Source organism: Winogradskyella sp., assembly GCF_013213835.1.
Classification (GTDB): Bacteria; Bacteroidota; Bacteroidia; order Flavobacteriales; family Flavobacteriaceae; genus Winogradskyella.
Window position 1 is genome coordinate 596,779 of sequence record NZ_JABSSU010000003.1, and the last position, 25,722, is coordinate 622,500.

The window sequence follows — 25,722 nt, forward strand, 5'->3', positions numbered from 1 at the left end:
GCTATATGTTTTTAAAGGCTCGCACCGTTAATCTCTTCTTCTTTAATCAATTTTTTCTGATATCGTCCTTGTACAATATCTACTATTACTAAGACAGCAATAACGAAATAAAAGGTTGTTTTGCTCATAGGAGTAATTTCATTACCAAAAATCCTTAAATGTGCTAAATGTCCACCTTCTGTCACCAACATTATTCCAACAATAAATAAAATAAATAGACCAAGTACTTCATACATTCTATTTTTAGCTAGAAACACTGAAATTCTATCAGCTAGCAGTAACATTAATAATCCGCTAATTACAATTGCAATTGCCATAACAATAAATGCGGTCGTTTCATTTTCTATATCACTTGTGAGTCCTATCGCGGCTAAAATAGAATCAAATGAAAAGACTAAATTCATTATCACAATACTAAATATAGCTGCATTTGCAGTTTTGCTTCTACTAGATTTCTCATCGGATTCAACATCAACTTCTAAATCCTTAGTAGAAATCATGTGCCAAATTTCTTTTAAGGCTGTGTAAATTATAAAACCACCACCGAGTAATACAATTATACTGTGACCATTAAACGCAAAGTCAAGCACATCATCAATATGACCAGTTAGAAAAGAAAATGGTTCTTGAAAAAAATCAATCAATGAAACTAGAAGAAATAACAATACAATTCTTAATCCTATAGCAATAAAAATACCCATTTTACGCACACGCTTACGCTCATTTTCAGGTGCTTTTTTAGACTCTAATGAAATGTATAACAAGTTGTCAAAACCCAGCACTGCCTGTAACATCACAAGCATAATTAAGGTAAAAATAGCTTCAGCCATAGCTTATAATTTGGTGATTTAGTTGATGTTTTTTCTATCTAGAATTGATAATATGATATATAAAGTCATGATAAGAGGAATCGCTGCAAATTGAAAAACAATTAATGTCACAATGCTTAATAGCATAAATAGATATCTCACCGCATTGTTTTTAAAACCCCAATCTTTAAATTTTAACGCAAATAATTTGATGTTAGAATTCAGTAAGTAGCAACTCAATAATGTCAATGCAATTAGAAACCATTTATTAATAATAATGGTATTCATCAAATCACTATTCTGGTACTCTAAAATTAATGGCAATGATATAATTAACAGCGTATTTGCAGGAACTGGTAACCCTTTAAAATAAGTTTGTTGATCTTCATCTAAATTGAACTTAGCTAATCTTAAAGCAGAAGCTAAAGGAATTAAAAGTCCAATTAAAGGTACAACTGATAATTTAAATCCTTGCCAATGAAAAACAGAATTCCAAGTATCTGAATAATCATTATACTTTGGTGCATCTACTGTGAGTGACAACAATTGAAACATTATAATGCCTGGCACTACTCCACTAGTAACCAAATCGGCCAACGAATCTAATTGAATTCCTAATGGACTTTGTACATTTAGTTTCCTAGCTAAAAGACCATCAAAAAAATCGAAGAATATACCTAAAAAAACAAAGAAAGCAGCAACAATGAAATTGTTATGAACAGCAAAAACAACTGCAATACAACCTGAAAATAAATTCAGTAAAGTAACAACATTAGGGATATGTCGTTTAATGCTCATGATTAGTTAGTTTCCGTAAAAATAATAAAGTATTTGAGTTACACTTAAAATAATTGTTCAAATACCTTGAAATAGGACAATAATAAGGACATTTCTAAGTTAAGTATAAAAAAAATATTGTGCATCTTTGTAAAAAAATTTGCTATTGAAAAATTACCTTGTAGTCTTATTATTTCTTGCTACAATTATATCTAGCGCTCAAACAACAAGAAAATATTCAAACGAATTTATGAATATTGGTGTTGATGCGGCTGCCTTAGGTATGAGTAATGCTGTAGTGTCTCACACCAATGATGTAAATTCAGGTTATTGGAATCCTGCAGGATTAATTCATCTTGAGGATAAACAACTTGCCTTAATGCATTCTAGTTACTTCGCTAACATTGCTAATTATAACTACATTGCTTTTGGTATGCCAATCGATAAAAAAAGTGCTGTAGGTATATCTATTATAAGATTTGGAGTTGATGACATTTTAGACACCACTCAACTTATTGACGACCAAGGAAACATCAATTACGATCGTATAAGCACGTTTTCTACCGCTGATTATGGACTCACATTTTCATATGCTAGAGATTTGCCTTTAGATGGTCTGACTTTTGGCGTAAACGCTAAAGTGATAAGACGTCTTATAGGAGATTTTGCATCGTCGTGGGGATTTGGCTTAGATGCTGGTATTCAGTTTGAAAATAAAGACGACTGGAAGTTTGGTATTATGGCAAGAGATATCACCACTACATACAATGCTTGGTCTATTAACGAAGATAAATTTGAACAAATAAGTGGTGCCGTAGATGGTCAAAATCAAGAGCTTCCTGAAACTACTGAAATCACTATACCAAAGTTAGAAATTGGTATGTCGAAAAGGTGGATTTTTAACTACGACTATTCTTTATTAGCGGCTGCTAACCTAAATGTTAGGTTCGAACAAAATAACGATATTATTTCTACCTCTTTTGCAAGTATAAATCCTGCAGTAGGATTTGAATTTGGCTATACAGATCTTGTCTTTTTAAGAGGTGGGCTTGGTAATTTTCAGAATGAATTACAAATAGATAATTCTGAAAATATCACTTTTCAGCCAAACTTTGGTGTTGGTTTTAAATACAAAGGAGTTCAAATAGATTATGCGTTTACGGATATTGGTGATCAGAGTGCAGCACTTTACTCTAATGTATTTTCACTAAAAGTAGATTTTAGTATTTTTAGATAATTCTAAAATATGAAACTTAACGTATCACTTCTTATTGCTTTCTTTACTGTGTGCATGGTAAAGGCGCAAAGTATAACTTTATCAGAACAAGCAGAAATCTCTGTTTTAACTTTTGGCCCTGGCACATCTCTTAACGATGCCTTTGGCCATAACGCCTTTAGAATTAAAGATCGTACTAACAGAATTGATTTTGTTTATGGTTATGGTCAATATGATTTTGACGCACCTAACTTTTATCTGAAATTTGCAAGAGGAAAACTCAACTATCTCATAAGCAAACATAAGTACCCTAACATTTATTATCATTATTCTAGTTATGATAGAACTATTGAAGAACAAGTTCTAAACCTATCAGTTACAGAAAAACAAAAACTATTTAATTATTTAGAGCATAACTACAGACCTGAAAACCGCGGTTACTTATACGATTTCTTTTTTGACAACTGCGCAACAAGAATCAGAGATGTAGTTCAAATAAACTCAGATAATAAAGTAAATTATAACTTTGACAATAGCACTCAAGGTAAAACCTTTAGAGACTTAATTTATGAGCATGTAGATAAAAACACTTGGGGAAGCTTTGGTATTGATATTGCGCTTGGCTCTGTTATTGACAAGGAAGCAACACTATATGAGTACATGTTTTTACCAAAGTATATTTCTAGTTCATTTGAAAATGCAGATTTCAACAACTCAGAAAAATTAGTAAAAAGTTCTGCCATATTATATCAGAGCCGAAGCACCGACAAAAGCCCTAATTTTTTGTTTAGTCCAATTTTGATATTGGGGTTATTTTCAGTTTTAATCATTTATATCACTTACAGAGATTTCAAAAAGAAACAAAGAAGTAAATGGTTAGATATAATAATATTTAGTTTAACTGGACTTGTTGGACTTGTACTTGTATTATTATGGTTTGCAACAGATCATACAGCGACCGCGTACAACTATAATTTGTTATGGGCTTTTCCTTTTAATTTAATTTTACTAACCCAGGTCTTCAAACCTAAAGCAAAAAAATGGGTTAAACCATATCTAAAGTTTTTAATAATCATGTTGTGTTTAATGACCATGCATTGGATTCTTGGTGTACAAGTTTTTGCAATTACCCTTATACCGGTTTTATTGGCTTTAGTAGTGAGGTACGTTTACCTGATTTCTACATTTGAAAAAAGCTAATTTTTACTGTCCACGATAATACAAGATTGTACTTAAGGTTTTTAAACAGATATTAAAATCTAGAAAAACACTACGATGCTTAATGTAGTACAAATCGTATTGTAATTTTGTAAGACTATCATCAATTGAAGAACCGTATCTCGTATTAACTTGTGCCCATCCTGTTAAACCAGGTTTAATAACATGCCTAGTTTCGTAAAAAGGGATAATTCTGGATAGCTCATTCACAAAAAATGGTCGTTCTGGTCGAGGGCCAATCACACTCATCTCACCTTTTAAGACATTATAAAATTGGGGAATTTCATCTAAACGTGTGCGTCTCAAAAAATTGCCAAAAGCAGTTATCCGCTTGTCACCTTTTGTTGCCCATTTAATACCATCAACTTCGGCATTAACCACCATTGTTCTGAGCTTCACTATTTTAATCTTTTTTCCATTTCTACCAACGCGTTCTTGGGTGTAGAATAAAGGACCTCTATTTCCTATTAAATTCCCAATTAATATTAATGGAGACACAAGTAAGCCAAAAGTTAAACCAATAACTGCAGAAATAATGTCAAAAGTCCTGTGAAAAAAAATGTAAAGCTTGTTTTCGGTATAGCGACTAAATGGGAAATACTTATAAAAATCTTTTCCTACAAATTGTACTGGTACACGTTTTAAAAGCTCTTCATACACCTGTGTGTAATCTCGTATCTTAAATCCTCTTTCCATTAGTAAAATCAAATCATGATAAATCTCAGTTATAATAGATTCCGCATTTATATTAGCTACAATAATCTCAGATATTCTTTCTTCTTCAATGACATTAAGGAACTCTTCGGCTTCAAACTCTTTTAAACCTTTAAATTTTATGGCATCGTCATCAACCTCTTCGCTATTAATAAAACCTACGATTTTATGATTTGGATCTTTCTTACCAAGCGCTTCAATTAAACTCTCTACATTAGAAACTTCAGCAACTAGTAATATTCTTTTATAAAATCTTGCAGATTCTATAAGCTGTGTGTATATAATACGCCAAAGCAGCAAGGACACTATTAATGATAGATAGAAAAATAAGATTTGGATTCTTTGTTCTGGTAATACTGGTGACAAAAATGGTGTAAACAAATAAAACAACACCACTGTTGAGGTAGTTAGAACAATGTTTCTAAAGGTTGTATCTAACTTACTTGCTTGTTGTAAATCATACAGCTCAAATACGGTTCCGAAAACGGTAAAATACACAAACAATAAAAGTAAGGGGACAGCATTTTCTTTGCTTAATATGATATAATCGAAATCTAAGAATAAATTTAAGGCGTAAAGTCCTAAGAAGACCATTAATAAGTCTAAAGACCTTAGAAGTACCTTTCGTTCAGATACCTCAAAGTGAATACCTTTTTTATGTCGCATTAGTAAGGGATGGGTTTGCGTAAATATAAAAAGACTTTAGCTTTTAACTAAATTTTATCTTAGAAGAGATTCCCATTTTGGTTTAACAACATTCCAATCAAAATTTTCTGCTTTTTTTCTCGAATTGTTTATCAGTTTTTCTCGTAGTGACTTATTTTCTTGAAGTTTTATAATTTCTGAAACCAATTCATTTACAGCATTAGGCGACACAAGTAAAGCTTCTTCATTTTGAGATACTAAAAATGGAATACCACCAACATCTGTGCTGACAATTGGCAACCCTAAAGCCATCGCTTCTATAATACTAACAGGAGTGTTATCAAAGTTTGTAGTATTAATAAAAACATTATGAGTATGAGACAACTCAATCCATTCTTCTTTAGATAGTTTCCCTGTAAAATTAACTTCTACCCCATTTTCCTTGGCATACTTTTTAGTTTCTTGTAATGAGCCATCAACTTCTGGTCCAACCATAGTTAAAGAAGCTTTGTAACCTTGATTCAATAAACTTTTTAATACTGATACGGCTAGTTTTGGATTATAAATTGAAGAGAATGACCTTACCCATAACAATTTAATCTGGTCTATAGAACGATTAGAAAAGGGATATTTTTCAATTTCTATAAAATTAGATATGTATAAAACTTCTTTATAACCAAAGTCTTCAAATGTAGATTTTAAAAAGTTTGAAGGTGCTACTAATTTGTAGGCATTCTTAAAAACTGAAGCACTCATCTTAGGATTGTTTTTTAAACGCGACTCTAGATTACCACCATGTAAAATCGGAATATATTTAAGTTCCAAAAACCTACACAACTGACTTATAATGTATGCATAATAAAAATTAAAAGTACTGTAGGTATCTATTAACACATAATCTGTATGAGTTATATTTTTAAAAACCAGCCACACCATATCTAATAACCTTAAAACTTTATTAGACTTTTGAGATGCTATCTTAATTGAACAAAACTCACCTAACCGTTCACCTAAGGTCTCTATAGTTGTAATGGTTTTACCTGTGCTCGATAAGGCGTTTCCTATGTACAGAACGTTTTTCATAAGTTATATTCAATAAGGCCAAAGCATAAATAAATCCTGGGGCAGCAATACGCATTGCCGAATGGTTAATAGTTGCAAACCAAAAAATTAAAAAGGCATAAAACAAGATATTTCGAGTATTATTTGCTCTGTAAAAAAGAGGTGCAAAGAATAAAATCACTAAAATAATTACACCTAAAATTCCATGTTCGGATAAAATCCTACTTAACTCATTATGCGTAGCGACAACCTCACCTGAGTTCTGCAATCTCTGTTCTTTCATCCCACTAGCCCCAACACCTAAAAATGGATTATCTATAAAACCCTCTAGTTCACCAATAAAAATTTCAACTCTCCCTGCGGAAATATCTTCTTTCTCTCTGCCTTTTGCATCCTGATTTGCATAACGTTTATCAATCAACCCACTCGTTTGGCTAGAACTTACAACCCAAGTTGCTACAGAGACTAATAGTAATAATACCAATGAAATACTAACTATTCTTCTATTTCTGTAATTTGATTTAAAATAATAAATAGTCAAAAAAGCCAGAATCATTAAAATGGCAGTAAAAATACCACCACGACTAAACGTAATTATACCTCTGTAGCTTATAGCAGCAAAAATCATAATATTTACGACTTGTACTAGCATACTCTTTGACTTTAGAAAAAAGTTAACACAAAATACAAACATACCAATACCAAGGACTGTTGAAACTTGGTTTGGGCCAAAACCACCAGAAGCCGCAAAATTAGATTGTGTTCCACTAAAAATATCTTCTAAACGAACCGTGTATAAGAACAGATAGGTTGTAAGACTTACTATGGGCAAACCTAAATAGAGTAGAATTGAATTGAGTTGATTTGAATTAATTTTTTTATTATAACAAAAGAGTGCTGAGATCCCTAAGCAAACTGGGCCACTTAATACGAAAGCAATATTCTTTCTTAAGTTAGAATCTAACCCTATATTGGTTGAAGCCACAACTATAGACGGGATAAGCAAAAACAAATACAATAAATAAGGATAAGACCTGTTAGACAGACCGCTAAAAATCATTCCCATAACCATAAATAGTATGACCAAATACTTTGAAGATTCATAAAAAATCCCAGCTTTCGTCATTCTAAATAAAACCTCAACACCAACAATATAAGCACATGCACTAATTACAGAAATAGTTTTTTCATTAGGTAATGCTTTTATTATGTTGACTAAAAAATATGCTATAACTCCAAAGAAAAATAGACGTGGAAAAAAACCAACATAGTAAAGCAAAAACCCAAAAACGATGTGCAACGCTATTTTAGTTAGGTAATTGAATTTCAAAATATAACGCTTATAAAATGGATTTATAAATTTCTAATATGTCTGATAAAATTCGTTTTTCAGAATAGCTTTTGGAAACTTTCTTATTAAAATTCTTTGCACAAGATAATCTATAATCTTCATCTGAAATAAACATCTTTATACTGTCGGCAAATTTTTCTACATCATTACTTTGAACCAATTGACCTAAAGAATTATCACTAACCAACTTTTTACAGTCTCCTACATCAGTAACTATTACTGGTAGTTTTACCAAGCCATATTCTAACAATGCCAATGGTAAACCTTCAGATTTTGAGGACAATAATCCTATTTGGCATTGACTTATAATATTTAACACATCAGATTTACTATCGTAAAAATGCACATTATCTTGAAGGTTTAACTCTTCTATTTTATTAAAAAATGTCTTAGAATATTCATCTTTAAAATCTTTACCAACACAATGTAATGACCAATCTGAGAATTCAATATTAACCCTTTTAAAAGCCTCTAACAGCATTAGATGATTCTTCTGATCTCTTAGATTAGCCAGACATAATAAACGTTTTCCGTCTTCTCCTTTTAAAATTGTGAGTCTTTCTTTTTTCTCAATTAATACAGGAAAGTTTTTTATATACTCAACGTTGTTAGATCTTAAGTACTTTAAAGACCATTCTTTCAAATTTTTATTAACACTAAACACATATGAAAAAAAGCTCGAACAAAGACTTAATACTCGCTTTGGTCTTTGGTCTAACATCTCACTTTTACCATAATGATCGTGCCAAACAACCTTTACCCTTGGTATTAAAACCTTCACTAAAGAAGCTATAAAATACGATGAAGAATGCGCATGTATGATATCTATATTATTGGACTTTACATATCTTCTCAATCTTAAAATTGCTTTTATATCTATAGTAGATGCACGCTTTAAAAACAAATAACCAATAGCATTATCTATCGCATCTAACAATGAACCTTCATCTCTTGTAGTGCAAAGATGAGACTCAACTCCAAGCTTGGACAAACCATTTGCATAGTTTACAGCTAAACGTTCAGATCCGCCAGCTTGTAATGTATCTATGAGCTGTAATACTTTCATTAATGCGCCAATAGTTTTTGAATTTCTTCCTCAAAATAATCTAAATTATATTGTTGAGACCAATCTTTTGCAGCTTTTGATATTCTATTTAAATTCTTTTCTTCAATTGTGTTAATAATTTGGCTTACACACATGTCTTCATTATCGTCTACCAAAACTCCTCGTTCTCCATAATTAAGCATCCATGGCACACATGACACTTTGCTCGCTACCGGAATAACCCCATAAAACATAGCTTCTGCTATAGCCTTTGGCCAACCTTCGCTCTTAGATAATAAAATGCTAAAATGAGCTATTCTTAGTGCTTTTTTAATATCATCTTTAGATACATTGCCTTTGAGATGAATTCTGGTTTCTAGATTATTCTCTTTAATATAATCTTTTAATGATTGTCTTAAAACGCCATCTCCATAAAGATCTAAAGTAGAATCAATACTTTTTTTGTTCAATTGTTCAACAATTTGAACCGCTTTTAAAGGTTGTTTTCCTTCTACTAGACTTCCTACAAACACAAAACGAAGCGTTGAAGTAAAATCTTTTTGAATGGATTTCTCAACTTCTGAAGCATTAAATGATGCCGTAAAAAATGACTTTATATTTTTAGTTTGCTTAGGCCAATTACCATAAACCAAAGTTTGCATTCGCTTTGTAAAAAAAGTATTCCTCAATATCTTTTTCTGAATTCTATAGCTTAAAGGTTGTTTACTTTTTGGATCCCAATTACCAGCATATTTGGCTGTTTTAAACTTATACGGAAAGCATATCTGAATAAACGCACCAAACATACCAATATTTCCTGGACATCTTAAATGTATATGGTTTGCACGCATACAAGCTACAAAAATCTTCCACTTTATTACTGGTATCTTAAAAAGTGATTTTAGAGCATGTGTAAAAGATGTAAACTGAATAATCGGAATTTTAGAGAATCTGAGATTAGAATGTACATAACAAGCATCTATTTTGGTCAATTCACCTTTTTTTAAAGGTGCTACAACTTCAACCTCATCAACATGTTTTAGCCACAAATTCATTTCTTGTATGTATGGTTCATAACCATAATACTTTCCTTCTTTTTGAATATGTTCTACATGTGTAATTATGAGGAATTTCATCCTAATGATTTATAAAATGCTATGTTTTTATCTACTATCGTATTCAGATTAAAGGTACTTTCTACATACTTTCTTCCGTTTTTTGCTATTTCAATACAAATTTCAGAATTATTTAATACCCACAAAATGTTACTAGAAATAGAATCTATATTGTACGGATTACATAGCAAACCTGTTTCTTGATGATTTATAGTTTCTGGACCTGGACCTAATTCGGTAAACAGCACTACTTTTTCCATTGCCATAGCTTCAGGCGCAACTAAACCTTGAGTTTCCATTAAAGATGGAAACACACAAACTCTTGCCGAAGCATATTGCTCTGAAAGCTCTTCTAAAGATACTACACCTTTAAAAACTATATGATTTTTGTACTCACCTAATTGAGGAATTACATAATCTTTTAGATATTGAATGTATGAACGTCCATCTTTAAAAAACCAATCTCTACCATATATTTCTAGTATGGTTTCTGGATAAACTTCTAAGACTTTTTTCATCGCAATGATTAACTGACGTATACCTTTCTTTTCACATACAGTTCCTGCAAATAATAGTTTATTATCATCAACTTTTATCTCAGGTTTTGGTTGAAATCTATCTAAATTAATTGGGTAATTTATCTTCGCATTAGGCTTGTTATGATAGCTTAAATACTTTGAAGTATGACTTTTCACATAGTCTGAAACTGCTATAAAACCATCTGCTTTTTTAAAGGCTCTTTTTTCCTGAAAACCTTTCCATATATCAATACCTCTTTCTTCTGATTCTGCAAAAAAATGGTGTCCACCATGAAGCCTAATCACATATTTTATACCAGATATCTTCTTTATAAAAGCTAATCCTAATTCTGGAGTTTCAACAATATCAATTGAATTTGCTATATGCAATTCTTTAATTTTTTTATTGAGTGATTTAAAATTAAAAAACCACGTTAACCATTTAATCTTTTTCAATTTTAATCTATAAACATCTACACCTTCATCATTATACACTTCATCTATAAAGTCATATTGATTTACACCAACAATAGATACTTTGTGTCCTTCCTTAACCAAAGCTCTTGCAAATGTCTGTATAAAAGTACCTATTCCACCATGTGGATAGTTTGCCTTTGGATACTCGTGTGTAATAAAGCAAATATGCATACTACTCAATTAATAATTTTGAAATTTCTTCTGAGCTATTTATAGAAGAATCGTTTATAACTTTAAACCACTCTTTGCCTTTAGAGCTATTATCTTGCATCACCTTTTCTATTAAAGGAATAAAATCCTCTTTAGAGTTAATCCAATACACAACATCTTTATGAGGCATTGACCTGAAGTGCTGGTACTTGTAAATTGTTTTCACAGACCAATTTTCAGCTGGCTTTACATCATAATTTAAATATGCAGACGCATTATTAAAATACGTAAAATCATGCGCCATTGTTGAACCTAAATTAATTACCAAATCGCAATGCTTGCAAATATTAGCTAATAAGTTGACATCATCATAAATTGGATATATCTGAGTCCATTGTTTTTTTGTATTACTCCATACAGGCTCTATAGGAATAATTAAATGTTCATATTTATTTACAATTTCATCATATCTACCAGAAACATCTACAGGACTCCTTCTAAACACAATCTGAACTTTGTCTTTGTAATCACTAGAATTTATAGATTGTGCCAAATGCTCTAAATAATTTGGATCGTTAGGTGATGTGCGAACATCATCACCAGAAAAACAAATGGTAAACCTGTTTGTGTCTAAATTATTATGCTTAAAAAATGTAACTCTTTCTAGTATGTTTGCATTTTCATATAAACTGAATTGTGGTGTACCTGTAATAATTACATTGTCTTGTGAAATCTCTGGATAATACTTCTTAAATTCGTTTTTCATATGTTCTGACCATACCAAATACTTACTAGTTTTTATTGCTAATCTGGCTTTTGGTAAATTATCCCAAGAATATATTGCGCCTATAGTTTTTATCCCTAAAACTTCCGCTGCTTTAAAAACCGGAACTGCGTTAATAGCTCTTTGATGTGTGCAAAAAATTGCATCTGGTTTGTATTGCTTTAAAAACTCTAATTCATTAACAATGCTTGTTTCAATAGACTTCTGATATTTCTCTTCGAGCTTTAATATCTTGCTATAACTCTTATGCTTTATTATTCCATAGAATTCAACTAGTTTATAAAACCACTTCTTTTTACCTGTATGCGTTTTCTTCCAAGTGGCTAATAGTGTTGGATTATCTTCTAGCTTTACGTAAAATAATAACCTTGCATAACAAATACTTTCTCTTAAAAATTTCTGTTGTAAAGTCTCACTATACTTTGGTAATTGTTTGGTAGTTAACTTAATATTATGCAATTGTTCTACTTCTGTAATAGCATCTTTGGAAAGCACATGATAAATGAGTAATTCTGTATTTGATTTGAGTAAATAAGAGATTAGTTCAGAGAATAAATAGTTTCTTATTCCTGTTCCGTCAGGTACTACAAATATTATTTTTTTCTTTTTCAAGCTTTACTCTATTTGGAAAGTTTTTTTCTATTGACTAAATATTCTTCAGCTAATTTCCAATCTTCTTCTGTATCAATATTTATATCTTCTTGATTTGGTGATTCAATATAAGACATCTTAGAACCGTAAAGAGAATTCTCTTCTAATACAATACTAGACTTAGTAATGTAAATACTTCCATTTCTATGATAAGCATCTGGTAAATCTTGTCTACGAGTTATAATTTCTTCATCTCCTGTAGCAATATTTAGATAACCATCTTTATTTGACACAAAAGCCCAATGCGGGTTATAAACATGCGGTATTTTGGATACAGAGATTAAAGAATCTGAATCTTCTTTAATGAATTTATCTATAGCTTCATCTAAAAAATGAACCTCTCTAAATGGATACGTTACTTGCAATAAACAGACAGCATCAAAAGCTTCTCCTCTTTCTTTATAAAAATTTAATGTATGCTGAACAACAGATAAAGATGTTGAGTTATCTAAAGACAATTCACTTGGTCTAACAAAAGGTACTTCTGCGCCAAGAGATTTAGACACTTCTATAATCTCTTCATCCTCAGAACTTACAATAACACTGTGAAGCAGACTAGACTGTTGAGCTATTTCTATTGTATATTGAATTAAAGGTTTACCATCTAATAACTTAATATTCTTTCTTGGTAGGCCTTTAGATCCACCTCTAGCTGGTATTAGACCTAATATTTTCATTAATAACTAATAGTTTTATGAAACTTAAGTTCTACTTTCGCTAAAACATCTGCTATCTTTTCACCAGAATTACCATCACCGTAAATGTGTTCGCTTTTAATATAATTAGCGTTCATTTGAGAACGAATAGCTTTTATAATATCTTCTTTATTATAATCTACATCGATTACATTATTTCCTCTAAGTCTTCTATTCTGTCTTGTACCTATATTGACAACTGGCACTCCTAAAAATGAACATTCTCTTATACCGACACTAGAGTTTCCGACTAAACATTTAGAATTATACAATAGCTTTAAAAAATCATTAGATTCCATATTCTTAAAAAATCTAATGTTCCTAGGTTTTTCTAACTCTCTAAACGAACGAATTCCGTTAGAAGTACCATCTGCACCTGCATCTACATTAGGCCAAAACCAAAATGTTGGAACATCGAGTTCCTTTATAGCATTTAATGTTTTTAATACATCTTCTTTAGCTTGGCTATATTCATTGGTTACAGGATGCTGCATTACAACAACATAACCACTTTTCCAATCTTCTATTTCTCCTACACCACCATACTTTTCTACAGGATTAAAATCTAATTGAGGTTGAGACAATACATGCTTTGCGATATCAATTGATGGACAACCTGTATTAAAAACAACCTCGGGATTTTCTCCCATTTTTATTATACGTTGCTTAGCATCTTCTGAAGCTACCAAATGTATATCTGCTAATTTAGTATTAGCGTGTCTTACTTTTTCATCAATATTACCCGTAACTTCACCACCTTGAATATGAATTAAAGGTATATTTTGATATGCTGCCGCTATGCTGGTAGCAATAGTCTCAAATCTATCTGCTATTGTAATCACAGCATCTGGTTTTAGATTATAAAACACATTAGAAAGCTCCATAACACCCAAACCTGTGGTTTTTGCCATGGCGGTTTTATTTTCGCCTTCTAAAACCATAAAAACTTTTTCGTCTATTTTAAAACCATCTTTCTCTATAAAATTTATTGCATTGCCATATCTATCTAATAATGCCGAGCCTGCAACTACCAATTGCAACTCAAGATTAGCATGATGTTGTATTGCTTTTAGTACTGTTTTTATTCTACTATAAGATGGTCTTGCTGTTATAACAACACATATTTTCCTTTTACTCATACCAAATCATTATAACTCAAAAAATCCCATTTCTTTTTATCAACTGCTAAAGTCTTACCTATTACTTCTTCAAACTCATTGGCAGATATTCCTTGTGCTTTTGGCTTTTTAGCTTCTAAATCATCAAAAGTTATGGTATAACCTGCTTTTAAATCTTTATTTATAGCCAAGGATTTTTCAAAAATATTTTTTAATTCTGTATATTTTGTATTATCAGTTTTATCTACTGGATGCTCTATTGATGTTGAAATTTTTCTAACCGACTTTACTAATTCTTTAGTTTCATCTATTGTAAGTGATGACTTTGCATCTGGCCCAAACATTTCTTTATGAAATACTACATGAAATTCTAAAATTTCAGCCCCTAATGCTGTAGCTGCAATACAAGTTGATATATGTGAAGAATGATCTGAAAATCCAATACTAACATCATATCTTTCTTTTAATTCAGTTATAACATTAAAACCAAAATTTTCTGGAGATGTAGGGTATGATGTTGTGCATTGAAGTATTGAAAACTTAACATCTCTTTTCTTTAAAAAGTCTACCGTTTCATCTAACTCAGAATATGAACTCATCCCAGAAGAAAGTATGACTTCTTTTCCTGTATTGGCTATTTTAGAAAGCATTAATAAATTATTTACTTCTCCTGAACCAATTTTATAATACTTAACATCTAGTTTCTCTAGCCATTCTACAGCTAAATTACTAAACGGAGAACATATAAAGTCTAAACCAACTTCATCACAATGTTGCTTTATCTCTTTCCATTGCTCAAAAGAAAAACTTGTACGTTTCCAATAATCAAACCTTGTTTTATCCTCATAAGAAAAATTAATCCTAAATGGTTCGTGCACACTACTTTCTGCTTCAGCAATATGCATTTGAAATTTTATAGCATTTATTCCTGTCGAAGCTAACACGTCTATATAAGAATGAAGCACACCAAGACTTCCATCATGGGCTTGTGCTATTTCTGCAATTATATAGGGTTTTTTACTATTCATTTCTATTATTAAAATTACAAAGATTAGTGTTATTTTATGCTATTGCGTTATAAAACTTACCTTCCCATTCATCATACGACCATACTGATGAAGCATTTTCTTCAGTGATTTTTAATTTTCCAAAACTTGTTTCTTTTCTAGCTTGTTCTAACTTATTCAGCCATAAATCAAAATTGTATTCGTCTTCTACTTGATAAGAATAATCTAATCCTGCCAATACTTCTGGAATTGCACCTTTGCTAGTTGTAATAACAGCATTACCTGATTTATAGGCTTCTATAAGTGAAAGTCCAAATCCTTCTTCGTACAAAGTGGTGAACATATAATAACTTCCAATCTGTAAATATTTTGCGACTTCGTTATTTGGAATACGCCCTACATTAAAAACATTTGGATGATTTATAACTTGCGACGTTCCAATTAATATAATTTTTATTTCCTTATTACGTTTTAGTAACTGGTTTGTTATTTCTTTAAAAATATGAAACCCTTTTTTTGGTCTATCATTAGCCATCCAAATTAAGATCTCTTCATCTTCTTTATAACCTTTTATCTTTCGTGCAGATTTATAATCTTGAAAACTTAAAGGATAAAAAAGTTGAGAATCAACTGCATTACCAACTACTATTGAATTTGGAAAAGATTCATAATTAAGTCTATTCTTTTTATGTGCCAATTGAGATAACCATAAAATTTTATCAACTGATTTTAGTACTTTATCATCTAGATTAAGATTAAAACCATGAAACGAAAAGACGAGCTCCACTTCGCATTTTAATTTACTTTTAATTAAGGTGATCGATTGCAATAAATACTGATCATCCATTACAACAATAACTAATTTATCTAATGTTTTTGATAGTCTTTTAAGCGCTTTTATATAATCTTTAGATACCCAACGCAGAAGTTGAATATTTCTAAGTGATTTCTTCCATGTAATAAAGTTTCCCTTTTTACAGTATAACGAAGATTTTAAAGCATCAGTAGGTGACAAAATATGAAGAAAAAAATCGGGATTATTGTCAATAAACTTCTCCATTCTTGTTGTCCAACTACCAATTTTGGAAGATGGTAAAGCTCTATTACTAACTAAAACTCTAGCTAATTTCATTATTAATATGGAACATTAATTCCTTTTAATTTGAAATACTGACTCTTAAATTTCTTAAAAAGTAAAATCCGAAATAACTTACCTATATGGTATTGCAATTTTGACATAGATTTTGCTTCTGGAAGTTTTTCTAGTATTTCATTATTTCTAGAACTACTTATAACTTCTGCCATTTTTTCTTTCATCCAAGGCTCAAAAGCATTACCCAAATGATACGCATAGTTATTTTTTGTTGCTAAACGAAGAAATCCGGCTTCATCATTAGGAATATCAAAATATAAATTTTCACTTCCGCCAACAATTTTATGCTGACATACTTCTAATGGTGCACTTTTAAACACTTCTGCTCTTAGTGTTGCTACAAAATGTCCACAACCTACTACTGCTGTATCTCTTCTGTTTGAAACAGTAAGGTACTTTTCTAAATGTATGGTCTTATACATTTCTCTACCTATACTTTCTTGAAATTTTTTAAGACCATCTGGACTTTCAACATCTTCAAACCTAATTTTACCCTTAAAGACCCCATAGTACACAGTACTATTTACAAACTTACTTCTGTAACCTAAACTACTTGGCACAGGTGATACCATACCAGCCTCAGGAAAATTAACAAATACTTTTTCTACTTCTGATTGCCAATTTTCTAAAAACATTACATCTGCATCTGCAATGGTAATTAGTGGTTCTAAATTACTTTTTACTGCCGAGTATATAGCATTTACCTTTCCTAAATTAATTTTAGAATTTAATAATTGGTCAATACAATCATGTTCTTTATACAGACTTTGCAGATATTCTATAACTTCATTACAACAACCATTATCTATAAGTGAAACTTTTGTCTTAGAGTGAATGGTCTTTAATAATGACTGAATGCATAGTTTTAATATTGCAAGTCCATCTTTAAAATAATCTTCTTCTAAATTAGGAATGTAAACTGGTATAACTACACGATGATAGTGTTCTACAGATAACTGATTATTCTTTTTTTCTGGATTAGCTCCTATCCTCATATTTAATAAGTTCTAATGACTTAATGGTTTGGTTGAAAAGTTATGACCTTTGCTAATTGTTGCATATATTTTTTCAATTTTTAATTGTCCTTGACATTGTTTGTTCCACTGCTCTGCTATTTCTTTTTCACCTATTCTTCTAATATCATCTAAAAAAACGCAAAATGAACTTGCTAATTTTTTTTTCAAACTAGGTAACGCTGGATATCTCATATATATTGACTCTGCGGTACTAGGACCATCTACAACAACTAAATCTATATCCTCTAGTTTTTCTATTGCTGCCTCAATTACTTCATTTTCATACCAGCTATTATTGTTATAAAATAAAAAATCTGGATTTTTATTTTTTTTAATTTCTGCATGAAGAAGAGTAAGTGCATCAGTAGCTGAATATTTACCAACCTCTTTTACTACTATTTCTTGCCAATTTTTATTATGGTCAATACTTAATATTTTAGTATCCAAATTATTAACCTTTATAAATTGAGCTATAATAATTGTAGAAATACCTGAGCCAAATTCTACAATCTGCTTTCTTTGATTTAAAATTATATCATTAAGAACATGAACAATAGTATATGGGTTTAATGAGAATGGTGTAAACGGTAAATAAGTACCATTTTCAAATAATTTTTGAATTATCTGTAAAGCGTATATATCATCATTACTACGATGAATTTTATCTAAATATCGCCTATAATTAATAAATTGTTTGATCCTCTTATGCAACATAACACCTAATGTTGATTATTGTAAAAAGAGATTAATTGGTTTAATCCATGCTTTAATGTTATTAAATCTCGTCCTAGTAAATCTTTCATCTTTGTATTATCTGGACATCGTCTTTTCATATCGCCTTCTTTTAATGCAGGTAAATGTACTATTTGAGATTGAGAGTTAGTTAGATTGATTACACTTTGCGCTAATTGCAAAATAGTCATTTCTATATCACTACCAATATTTAGTACTTCATTGGTATGTTCTTTACTGTACATAGCTTTTATGCAAGCATCTACATTATCATCGACATAGCAAAATGATCTTGTCTGGCTTCCATCACCATAAATGTAAAGTGGATCATTAGCAATTGCTGCTTTTAAAAAACGAGGTACAACAAAATCATCACTTTGATTAGGACCGTAAGTATTAAAAAATCTAAAAATGGTATACTCTAAACCATATTCGTCATAATATGACCTAAAAAATGCTTCTCCAACATTCTTTACAATTGCATATGGTAATCTAGAATTTAATGGCGTAGTTTGTTCATTTTGTGGAATCTCAAATGGCTCACCATAAACTTCTGAAGAGCTAGAATAAAACACACGTTTTACTCCTGTGTTTTTAGATAAATTAAGGATATTTTTAATGCCTTCTATATCTTCTAAAACAGACATTGGATTTTCTAAAGTACGAGCAACTCCTACAACTGCAGCATAATGAAATACGTAGTTAAAATCATATCTACCAAATATTGCAACCATGTCATTATAATTATTGACATCTGCCTTTATAAAAACAACATTCTCTGTCTTAGGAATTTTATGCTTTCTACCTGTTGTTAAATTATCTACTATAACAACCGTATTATTGGTGTTTTGGACTAATTTACTAGCCAAAGCACTTCCTACATTTCCTGCTCCACCTGTAATTAGAATTGTACTTCCTATCATGTGATTACTCTTTTTACAATAACCTTTAAAAGTCGAAAGTTAATCATCCAAAATGGATTAAGCTTGTTTAAATTTAAGAATGTTTTTAAACAGCTTATATTTATATGTTTAGCTTGAGACTTACATATATTATTTAATAAGATTTTGTATTCGGTTTTGCTTATATTTTCACTTTTTATTTCGTTATCTATAATCTGCTTTAGGTGTAATGGCAAATCAACATACTTTTGCTTGGTTGCCGAAATATTATCTTTATGGACTCTATACAATGCTAATGACTTATCTAAATAGTAGAATTTGGTGTAAAAACTACATCGTGTCCAAAATTCTACATCTTCTAATGCAGATGGAATATTAACATTAAATAATCCTATACTATCAACAACAGAACGTCTTATTAATGGTGTTGGCATTTTTAGTGTCCAATTACCAATCATTTTATATCTAACATCTCCATGTTTATCATCTAAACGCTTTGGTCGTCCTATAGACTTACCTGTTAGTTTACCGTATTTATCAATAACATCACAATAACAATGTACTAAACCAAATTCTAGATTATTCTCTAAAATCTTAACTTGTTCTGTTAACTTATTTGGTTGCCACAAATCATCATCATCTAAAAATGCTATGTATTGTCCATTAGACTTTTTAAAACCATAATTTCTTGGAGTCGCAGGTCCACCACTATTTTTTATCATGTAGTAATTTACCTTAGCATATTGGTTGCAAAGTACCCTATTATTATCATTAGTTGAACCATCATCAACTACAATAATTTCAATATTAGGATATGTTTGGTTAATGACACTTTCTAAAGTTAACTTTAAATAATCTGTACGATTATATGTAGGTATAATTATAGAAACTAAAGGATTCAAAATAATCGTTTAATTTTTTTTATTGCTCGGTTAAAAACACCATTGATAGTTTGTCCTTTGGCAATACTTAACGCTTTCTTTAGTTTAAAAAACTCTAAATAATCTTCATAAAACAACCCAAAGTGTTTCTTAAACATGTGTTCATCTTCTTCTTGCTTTAGACTCTTATATTCTTTCGCATTACTTTTTCCTGAGAGATCAAATAATGATAAGGCAATAGGAATATGAGAGAACTGTAATTTTCTACTTAAATAAGCTCTAAAAAAATGTTCTCTGTCACCTATAATTTTATAATTCTCATCATAATTACCAATAGTTTGAAAAGTCCTTTTACTAATTAATGTACTTTGATGTGGTAATGAAGAACGCATAAAAAACTCTGGTGTTAACTGATTTGGATACTCTTTTTCTCCTTTTTCAAACTTATAATCACCATAGATAATATCTCCTTTAAATTTAGAATGATTTACAAAACTATTAAGTACTGTTGCTGAGGTAAACACATCACCAGAATTAAGGAATAATAAATAATCACCAGTTGCTTGGGTAATTCCTTTGTTCATTGCATTAAAGATGCCACTATCTTTCTCACTTAGCCATAAGGAAATATTCTTAGTTTCTTTTTCTAATAGTGTTTTACTTCCATCATTAGACAAACCATCAATAATTATAAACTCAATATCTTGATAGGTCTGTTCCTTAACAGAATTAATCGTTTTTTTTAAACCATCAACATTGTTATAATTAATAGTAATAATTGAAATTTTTGGATAATTCATCTATCTAATTCAGTAGTCTATTATACACACTAATATATTTAGAAGCTTGATTTTTAAAAGAAAAATTATCCGCTGCATATTGCTTTATTTTATCCGTATCAAACTTGTTTTCTTTATTAAAAAAATCTTCAACAGTTTGTTTTAAAGATTTAGAAGTTAGGTCTTTTACCAATATTCCATTACTATTTTTATCTATATGTTCCTTCATACCACCAACCATAAAACTAATAACTGGTACACCATAAGAAAACGCTTCTAGCATTGTATTTGGAAGATTATCTTCTAAACTTGGTAAAACTAATACATCTGCAGCATTATAAGCTTTTGTAATTTTATCTATATCATTTACAAAACCTAATGACTTTACCAAAACATTAGTGTTAGCTATGGTAACTTCACCTTTACCTACTGTTAACAAAGTTATTGATATATCTATACTTTCTAATGCTTGCTTTAGGAGTTTCAATCCTTTTCTTTCAATTTCTATGGCATTAGAAACAAATAGTATAACCTTTTCAGTTGTTGTTAAACCTAAATCTGCTCTTGCCTCTTCTTTTGAAGTAAATGTCTTTGCAGATTTAATATCTATTGAATTTTGAATAACTTCTTGAGTCTTAAAATTGGAGAATACGCCTGTTTTTATGGCTTCATCTAACAACCATTTTGAAGGACTTACCAATGCACCATTATTAACATTAATTAAAGCTTCCTTTTTTATATTAAGCATATTTGCTTCCCAATCTTTAAAATCTGGATTTTTATTCTCATCCGTCTGATAGTGAAATATACCTTTAAAAGGATTCATATCATGCATTGTATATACAATTGGTTTTGAAAAATTATTAAAAAAAGTAGAATAATTTACCAAATCACCAACCCAATGCAAATTAATAATATCTGCCTCTAACACCAATGGATGTTCATGCAATTTGTACTTAGAAACAGGTAAAGAAACTATCTCACAATCTATTTTTTTCTTTATAGAGTTAAACTTAGAAATTAGTTGATTATTAGTACTTAGCGATATTTTTGCAATAAACCTCTTTAACAATGAAGGTTTTTTATATTCAAAAAAAGAATCTTTAATAATGTTGTTATTAAAATCGACACTTAAGCCTTTAGATATAAATGCAGATTGAATTCCTTCAACATGTAAAGCTTCATGCAATCTTAATGCTGCAATACCAGCTCCTCCTCTATTTGACGTATTGATATGTAAAACCTTCAATGTTAATTTTTAAGTATTAGTATGTGTACTATCTTTCTGGTAAAACCTCTAACATATCTTATTAGGTAAGATTTGGGATAGCTATAAAACAAATAATCTAAAATAACTGTCTTTATGTTTTTTAGAAGATTCCATATAGTTTCTCTTTCTTGTTTTTGTGCCCAAGAATGATCCCATAAATGTACTGCAACACTTTTTGAAGTTAAGAATTTATTAAAGTCCTCCTCTCTATTTTGATAAGTAAAGCTATAAAAGAATTCAGGCGAATATATGCATTCATTCTCTGTAATTTTTGAGTCATTTATTATTGATGAAAATGTATGTGTAATCACTGGTAATGAAAACTGATTAAAATGCATAGTGTCATAAAACTCTTGCATCAATTTAAAAAATCTATGTCCAGAGACTCCACCAAATAACCCAAAGGCTATTCTATCTTCTACTTCATATCCACTAAAGAATTTATATGCTAGTATATGATCTAAAGGCTTTAACAATAACATATCTAAATCCATATAAATACCACCATATTTATTTAAAACCGAAACTCTTATTACATCTGCTACAAAAGCATACCTTTTTTTACGATAAGCATCTTTGTAAAACTTATTATGAAATTGTTTAGTATTATCTTCATTCCATTCTTTAATTTCAAAATCTGGCGCATACTTCTGCCAACTTTCTATACACTTTAATGCTATCTCAGACTTTGGTTTACCTCCAAACCAACAATAATGAATTATCTTAGGAATCATTGCTAAAGCTGTTCGGGAGTTTTTCCTTTAGAAATAAATAACACTAACCTTAACCATAAGCTGTTAAGTTTTTTACAAAAAGTAGTTTCTTCTAACACTTTTAAGGCTTTAAATCTATTGTTATTGAGCAAAGTAATGTCTTCATAATCATCAATAAAAGTAGAAAAATGTTCTTGAAGGACTAAAGTTCTTTCATTTTGTTTTTTATCTTGACTTTCTATATCATTAGATACACCATTAGTATCAAAATCTGACACTAATATATCTAAATGACAGTATGTTGCATTAAACTTACAAACCGTACAAATAAAGAACTCCCAATCTGAGACTATCTCATAGTCTTCGTTATAATAAAATACCTTATCAAACAGAGATCGCTTTATTAATGTTGCCATATGAGGTAACGACCTATTATTTAAAAAATACTGAAACGTCAATTTCTTAGGATAAGACCTTATAAAGCGTTCTTTTTCTGAAATAAACTGCAAATTACCGTAAACTAAATCATAATCGTCAAGATTATTTACCATCTTAGAAATAACTTCATCATTATGTAATTTATCTCCACTATTTAAAAATAAGACATACAAACCTGAAGCATTATTTAAACCTTTGTTCATTGCATTGTATATACCACAATCAGGTTCACTTATCCAAAAATTTATTTCACTTTCGTATGATTTTATTATATCTAAACTATTATCTGAAGAATCACCATCAATAACAACGTACTCAATATTAGGATAACTCTGATTAACAACACTTTGTATTGTTGCACCTAAACCGCTTGAGTTATTATAATTAATAGTAATTATAGATATTTTAGGTTTTATGCTCATCTTTTGAATCTTATAACAAGATATCAATTTTTAAAAGTTGATATTTGTAAATATAAATCTATTTATTCCGAAACAAACAGTCATAACTTATTAATTCTTTCTGTAAATGATTTCAAAAACACACAAGTGTATTTTTATTCATAATTATAAAACAGGTGGCACTAGTATTGAAAAGAAATTAGGACACTTTAATGAGCTTAAAAGAGATGTCCAAGACCACAGAACAATTAAGGATATTGAATTAATATTTAACACCAATTATCATATAAGAAAAAGTCTTTATGCTCTAAAAATTGGCAAGCCTAAAAGTAGTTATCGCTTTTTAAATAATGTAATTAATCCTGAATTAACAAAAAAAGAGTTTAATGACTTTTATAAATTCTCTTTTGTAAGAAACACTTGGGCAAGATTATTTTCTTGGTATAGAAATGTAATGAAAGATGAGTTTTTACGAGCTTCTTATAATATTGAAGACATTAATTATCCTTTTCTTAGTTTTTTACAAGAAAAGATAGATCACAAAACATTTTCGCAATTGTATTTTATAACAAATGAAAAAGGTGATATTCCTTTAGATTTTATAGGGAGATTTGAAAACTTGCAAGATGATTTCAATATTATTTGTAATGCTTTAGATATTGAAGATAAAATTTTACCAAAGCTCCTTGTCAGAAAATATGACCATTACACTAACCACTATTCTCCTGAAATAAAAGATTTTATCTATAAAAATTACAAAAAGGAAATTGAATATTTTGGTTTTGAATATGGAGAATAAGTAATTAATTGAAACTTAGACAACAACCTTGAGTTACATACTTTGTAAAAGTTTATTATTATATCAAAAATTAAAGCTGGCTAATTAACGAGAGTAAATGTCTTTCAATCTTTGAAATTGCAAACTCTTCATTAAAACTAGAACTCGTTAACTCGTTGTATGCATTATCTAACAATGTTTTTCTTTTTTGCATATCTAAAACAGCTATCATACTCTCAAAAATTGATTTTTCATCTTCGGGTTTAAAATAGATAGCACCATTTCTTAATTGTTCTCTATGTCCCATAAAATCTGAACATAAAACAGGACAACCAATAACTCTAGCCTCTAATGGTGGCATGTTTGTTGGCCCCAATAATGTTGGAAACACTAGTGCAAGTGCATTTTTATACAATGTATATAACGCTTCGTTAGAAATAAATCCTGTAAATAATACTTTTTTTTCTAACTGTCTCAATTTCACTAGATCTAAAACATTGTTTAATTCTCCTTTATCACTTCCGCTTAGAACCAGTTTTACATTTGGATTAATCTTTAAAACATTATCAAAAGCAGAAATTAATCTCTCATGGTTTTTATGTTTCCAGAATTGAGCAGGATATATGTAGAAGTTATTTCTCTCTAGTCCAAATTCATCAAGAATGTGACCTTGTTCTGCTTCTTTAACATTAAGATGAATAATATTTCCTGGAAAAATTGGCACTATTTTTATTTTCTCTTCTGGTATTGATAAAAAATCTATTAACTCTTTTTTACCAGCTTCAGATTCTGTAAAAATGCAATTAGCATTAGGTAAAACGTTATTATACCATTTTGCTCTTGCCTTTAATTCTTTTGGTTCTGTGACTTCAGGAAAAGGTGGTAATGTTAAATGCCCTAAATCCCAATTTGTAGTAATAAACGGAAAATTAGGTACATGCCTTTGCATTGGTGATAAATAATATATTATGTCTATATTATTTTGCTTTACTTGCTGATGTACTCTTGCTTCAAACGCTTTTTTATTTTTTAATTGAATCTGTTTTTTTAATTGCTTTAATACTCTAAATTTTCTAGAAAATGAAACAATAAACTGATGCCATATTGAAAGTTTCTTAGCTGTAAGATCTACAGAGAAATACGGTTTATTTAACTTGAAACTAATAGCATCTGAACCAATAAAACAAACTTCTAGTTTAGAATTAAACTGTTTATCATCTATTAGCTGTACTAATTTAGACGTATACGAAAATCCACCACCTAATTTAGGATCCACAGAACTGTTTATCCAAACTGCTACTTTCATA

At 30.0% G+C, this 25,722-nt stretch carries 25 protein-coding genes; 3 read left to right on the forward strand and 22 right to left on the reverse strand.

Annotated features, from left to right (window positions below; genetic code table 11):
* Nucleotides 1-11: 11 nt before the first annotated feature.
* Together HRU50_RS05555 and HRU50_RS05560 are read right to left on the reverse strand one after the other, a co-directional pair.
* The gene (locus HRU50_RS05555; RefSeq protein WP_296349011.1) at nucleotides 12-830 is read right to left on the reverse strand and encodes a tellurium resistance protein TerC; all 819 of its coding nucleotides are present in this window, start codon (nucleotides 828-830) and stop codon (nucleotides 12-14) included.
* 18 nt (nucleotides 831-848) lie between these two features.
* A complete protein-coding gene (locus HRU50_RS05560) occupies nucleotides 849-1,607 on the reverse strand; it encodes a CDP-alcohol phosphatidyltransferase family protein (protein ID WP_296349013.1) in 759 nt (252 codons plus the stop codon).
* 145 nt (nucleotides 1,608-1,752) lie between these two features.
* On the opposite strand from HRU50_RS05560, the gene HRU50_RS05565 reads away from it, so the two are divergent.
* Together HRU50_RS05565 and HRU50_RS05570 are read left to right on the forward strand one after the other, a co-directional pair.
* Nucleotides 1,753-2,823 (forward strand): PorV/PorQ family protein, encoded by a 1,071-nt coding sequence (locus HRU50_RS05565; RefSeq protein WP_296349015.1) that lies wholly within the window; start codon nucleotides 1,753-1,755, stop codon nucleotides 2,821-2,823.
* A gap of 9 nt (nucleotides 2,824-2,832) precedes the next feature.
* Nucleotides 2,833-4,002 carry a DUF4105 domain-containing protein gene (locus HRU50_RS05570; protein WP_296349017.1) on the forward strand — a complete coding sequence of 390 codons (1,170 nt, stop codon included), beginning with the start codon at nucleotides 2,833-2,835 and terminating at the stop codon, nucleotides 4,000-4,002.
* A gap of 3 nt (nucleotides 4,003-4,005) precedes the next feature.
* Here HRU50_RS05570 and HRU50_RS05575 read toward each other — a convergent pair whose 3' ends face one another.
* Genes HRU50_RS05575 through HRU50_RS05665 form a run of 19 tightly spaced genes read right to left on the reverse strand, consistent with a single transcriptional unit; the run spans nucleotide 4,006 to nucleotide 23,658 of the window.
* Entirely contained in the window at nucleotides 4,006-5,400 is a 1,395-nt protein-coding gene (locus HRU50_RS05575; RefSeq protein ID WP_296349019.1) for an exopolysaccharide biosynthesis polyprenyl glycosylphosphotransferase, read from the reverse strand.
* Nucleotides 5,401-5,454: 54 nt separating this feature from the next.
* The gene (locus HRU50_RS05580) at nucleotides 5,455-6,462 is read right to left on the reverse strand and encodes a glycosyltransferase family 4 protein (protein WP_296349020.1); all 1,008 of its coding nucleotides are present in this window, start codon (nucleotides 6,460-6,462) and stop codon (nucleotides 5,455-5,457) included.
* The gene (locus HRU50_RS05585) at nucleotides 6,416-7,771 is read right to left on the reverse strand and encodes an O-antigen ligase (RefSeq protein ID WP_296349022.1); all 1,356 of its coding nucleotides are present in this window, start codon (nucleotides 7,769-7,771) and stop codon (nucleotides 6,416-6,418) included. The genes HRU50_RS05580 and HRU50_RS05585 overlap by 47 nt, the downstream gene beginning before the upstream one ends.
* Before the next feature lie 10 nt (nucleotides 7,772-7,781).
* A complete protein-coding gene (locus HRU50_RS05590; protein ID WP_296349023.1) occupies nucleotides 7,782-8,858 on the reverse strand; it encodes a glycosyltransferase in 1,077 nt (358 codons plus the stop codon).
* A complete protein-coding gene (locus HRU50_RS05595) occupies nucleotides 8,858-9,973 on the reverse strand; it encodes a glycosyltransferase (protein ID WP_296349025.1) in 1,116 nt (371 codons plus the stop codon). The genes HRU50_RS05590 and HRU50_RS05595 overlap by 1 nt, the downstream gene beginning before the upstream one ends.
* The gene (locus tag HRU50_RS05600; protein ID WP_296349026.1) at nucleotides 9,970-11,118 is read right to left on the reverse strand and encodes a glycosyltransferase family 4 protein; all 1,149 of its coding nucleotides are present in this window, start codon (nucleotides 11,116-11,118) and stop codon (nucleotides 9,970-9,972) included. Before HRU50_RS05600 ends, HRU50_RS05595 begins: the two co-directional genes overlap by 4 nt.
* 1 nt (nucleotide 11,119) lies before the next feature.
* A complete protein-coding gene (locus HRU50_RS05605; RefSeq protein WP_296349028.1) occupies nucleotides 11,120-12,493 on the reverse strand; it encodes a hypothetical protein in 1,374 nt (457 codons plus the stop codon).
* Between the two features lie 8 nt (nucleotides 12,494-12,501).
* Entirely contained in the window at nucleotides 12,502-13,209 is a 708-nt protein-coding gene (locus HRU50_RS05610; RefSeq protein ID WP_296349030.1) for an acylneuraminate cytidylyltransferase family protein, read from the reverse strand.
* The gene (gene neuC, locus HRU50_RS05615; RefSeq protein ID WP_296349032.1) at nucleotides 13,209-14,366 is read right to left on the reverse strand and encodes a UDP-N-acetylglucosamine 2-epimerase; all 1,158 of its coding nucleotides are present in this window, start codon (nucleotides 14,364-14,366) and stop codon (nucleotides 13,209-13,211) included. The genes HRU50_RS05610 and neuC overlap by 1 nt, the downstream gene beginning before the upstream one ends.
* Nucleotides 14,363-15,373: an N-acetylneuraminate synthase family protein gene (locus HRU50_RS05620; RefSeq protein WP_296349034.1), complete on the reverse strand. Its 1,011-nt coding sequence runs from the start codon at nucleotides 15,371-15,373 to the stop codon at nucleotides 14,363-14,365. Before HRU50_RS05620 ends, neuC begins: the two co-directional genes overlap by 4 nt.
* A gap of 34 nt (nucleotides 15,374-15,407) precedes the next feature.
* On the reverse strand, nucleotides 15,408-16,484 hold the full coding sequence (locus HRU50_RS05625) for a glycosyltransferase family 4 protein (protein WP_296349035.1): 1,077 nt from the start codon (nucleotides 16,482-16,484) through the stop codon (nucleotides 15,408-15,410).
* A 2-nt stretch (nucleotides 16,485-16,486) separates the two neighbouring features.
* Nucleotides 16,487-17,500 carry a glycosyltransferase family A protein gene (locus tag HRU50_RS05630; RefSeq protein WP_296349037.1) on the reverse strand — a complete coding sequence of 338 codons (1,014 nt, stop codon included), beginning with the start codon at nucleotides 17,498-17,500 and terminating at the stop codon, nucleotides 16,487-16,489.
* 12 nt (nucleotides 17,501-17,512) lie between these two features.
* Nucleotides 17,513-18,235, reverse strand: coding sequence for a class I SAM-dependent methyltransferase (locus HRU50_RS05635; RefSeq protein WP_296349039.1), 723 nt, complete (start codon nucleotides 18,233-18,235; stop codon nucleotides 17,513-17,515).
* A 5-nt stretch (nucleotides 18,236-18,240) separates the two neighbouring features.
* Complete coding sequence (locus tag HRU50_RS05640) at nucleotides 18,241-19,176, reverse strand: NAD-dependent epimerase/dehydratase family protein (protein WP_296349041.1); 936 nt, start codon at nucleotides 19,174-19,176, stop codon at nucleotides 18,241-18,243.
* Nucleotides 19,173-20,057, reverse strand: coding sequence for a glycosyltransferase family A protein (locus HRU50_RS05645; RefSeq protein ID WP_296349043.1), 885 nt, complete (start codon nucleotides 20,055-20,057; stop codon nucleotides 19,173-19,175). Before HRU50_RS05645 ends, HRU50_RS05640 begins: the two co-directional genes overlap by 4 nt.
* Nucleotides 20,054-20,836, reverse strand: a complete 783-nt coding sequence (locus tag HRU50_RS05650; protein ID WP_296349045.1) for a glycosyltransferase family 2 protein — start codon at nucleotides 20,834-20,836, stop codon at nucleotides 20,054-20,056. Before HRU50_RS05650 ends, HRU50_RS05645 begins: the two co-directional genes overlap by 4 nt.
* 4 nt (nucleotides 20,837-20,840) lie before the next feature.
* Nucleotides 20,841-22,064 (reverse strand): glycosyltransferase, encoded by a 1,224-nt coding sequence (locus tag HRU50_RS05655; protein WP_296349046.1) that lies wholly within the window; start codon nucleotides 22,062-22,064, stop codon nucleotides 20,841-20,843.
* Between the two features lie 2 nt (nucleotides 22,065-22,066).
* Nucleotides 22,067-22,819, reverse strand: coding sequence for a glycosyltransferase (locus tag HRU50_RS05660; protein ID WP_296349048.1), 753 nt, complete (start codon nucleotides 22,817-22,819; stop codon nucleotides 22,067-22,069).
* A 2-nt stretch (nucleotides 22,820-22,821) separates the two neighbouring features.
* On the reverse strand, nucleotides 22,822-23,658 hold the full coding sequence (locus tag HRU50_RS05665) for a glycosyltransferase family 2 protein (protein WP_296349050.1): 837 nt from the start codon (nucleotides 23,656-23,658) through the stop codon (nucleotides 22,822-22,824).
* Nucleotides 23,659-23,764: 106 nt separating this feature from the next.
* Here HRU50_RS05665 and HRU50_RS05670 point away from each other — a divergent pair, with 106 nt between their 5' ends.
* The gene (locus HRU50_RS05670; RefSeq protein WP_296349051.1) at nucleotides 23,765-24,436 is read left to right on the forward strand and encodes a sulfotransferase family 2 domain-containing protein; all 672 of its coding nucleotides are present in this window, start codon (nucleotides 23,765-23,767) and stop codon (nucleotides 24,434-24,436) included.
* 70 nt (nucleotides 24,437-24,506) lie between these two features.
* Here the strand turns inward: HRU50_RS05670 and HRU50_RS05675 are convergent, their stop codons facing one another.
* On the reverse strand, nucleotides 24,507-25,721 hold the full coding sequence (locus tag HRU50_RS05675; RefSeq protein ID WP_296349054.1) for a glycosyltransferase family 1 protein: 1,215 nt from the start codon (nucleotides 25,719-25,721) through the stop codon (nucleotides 24,507-24,509).
* Nucleotide 25,722: the final 1 nt, after the last annotated feature.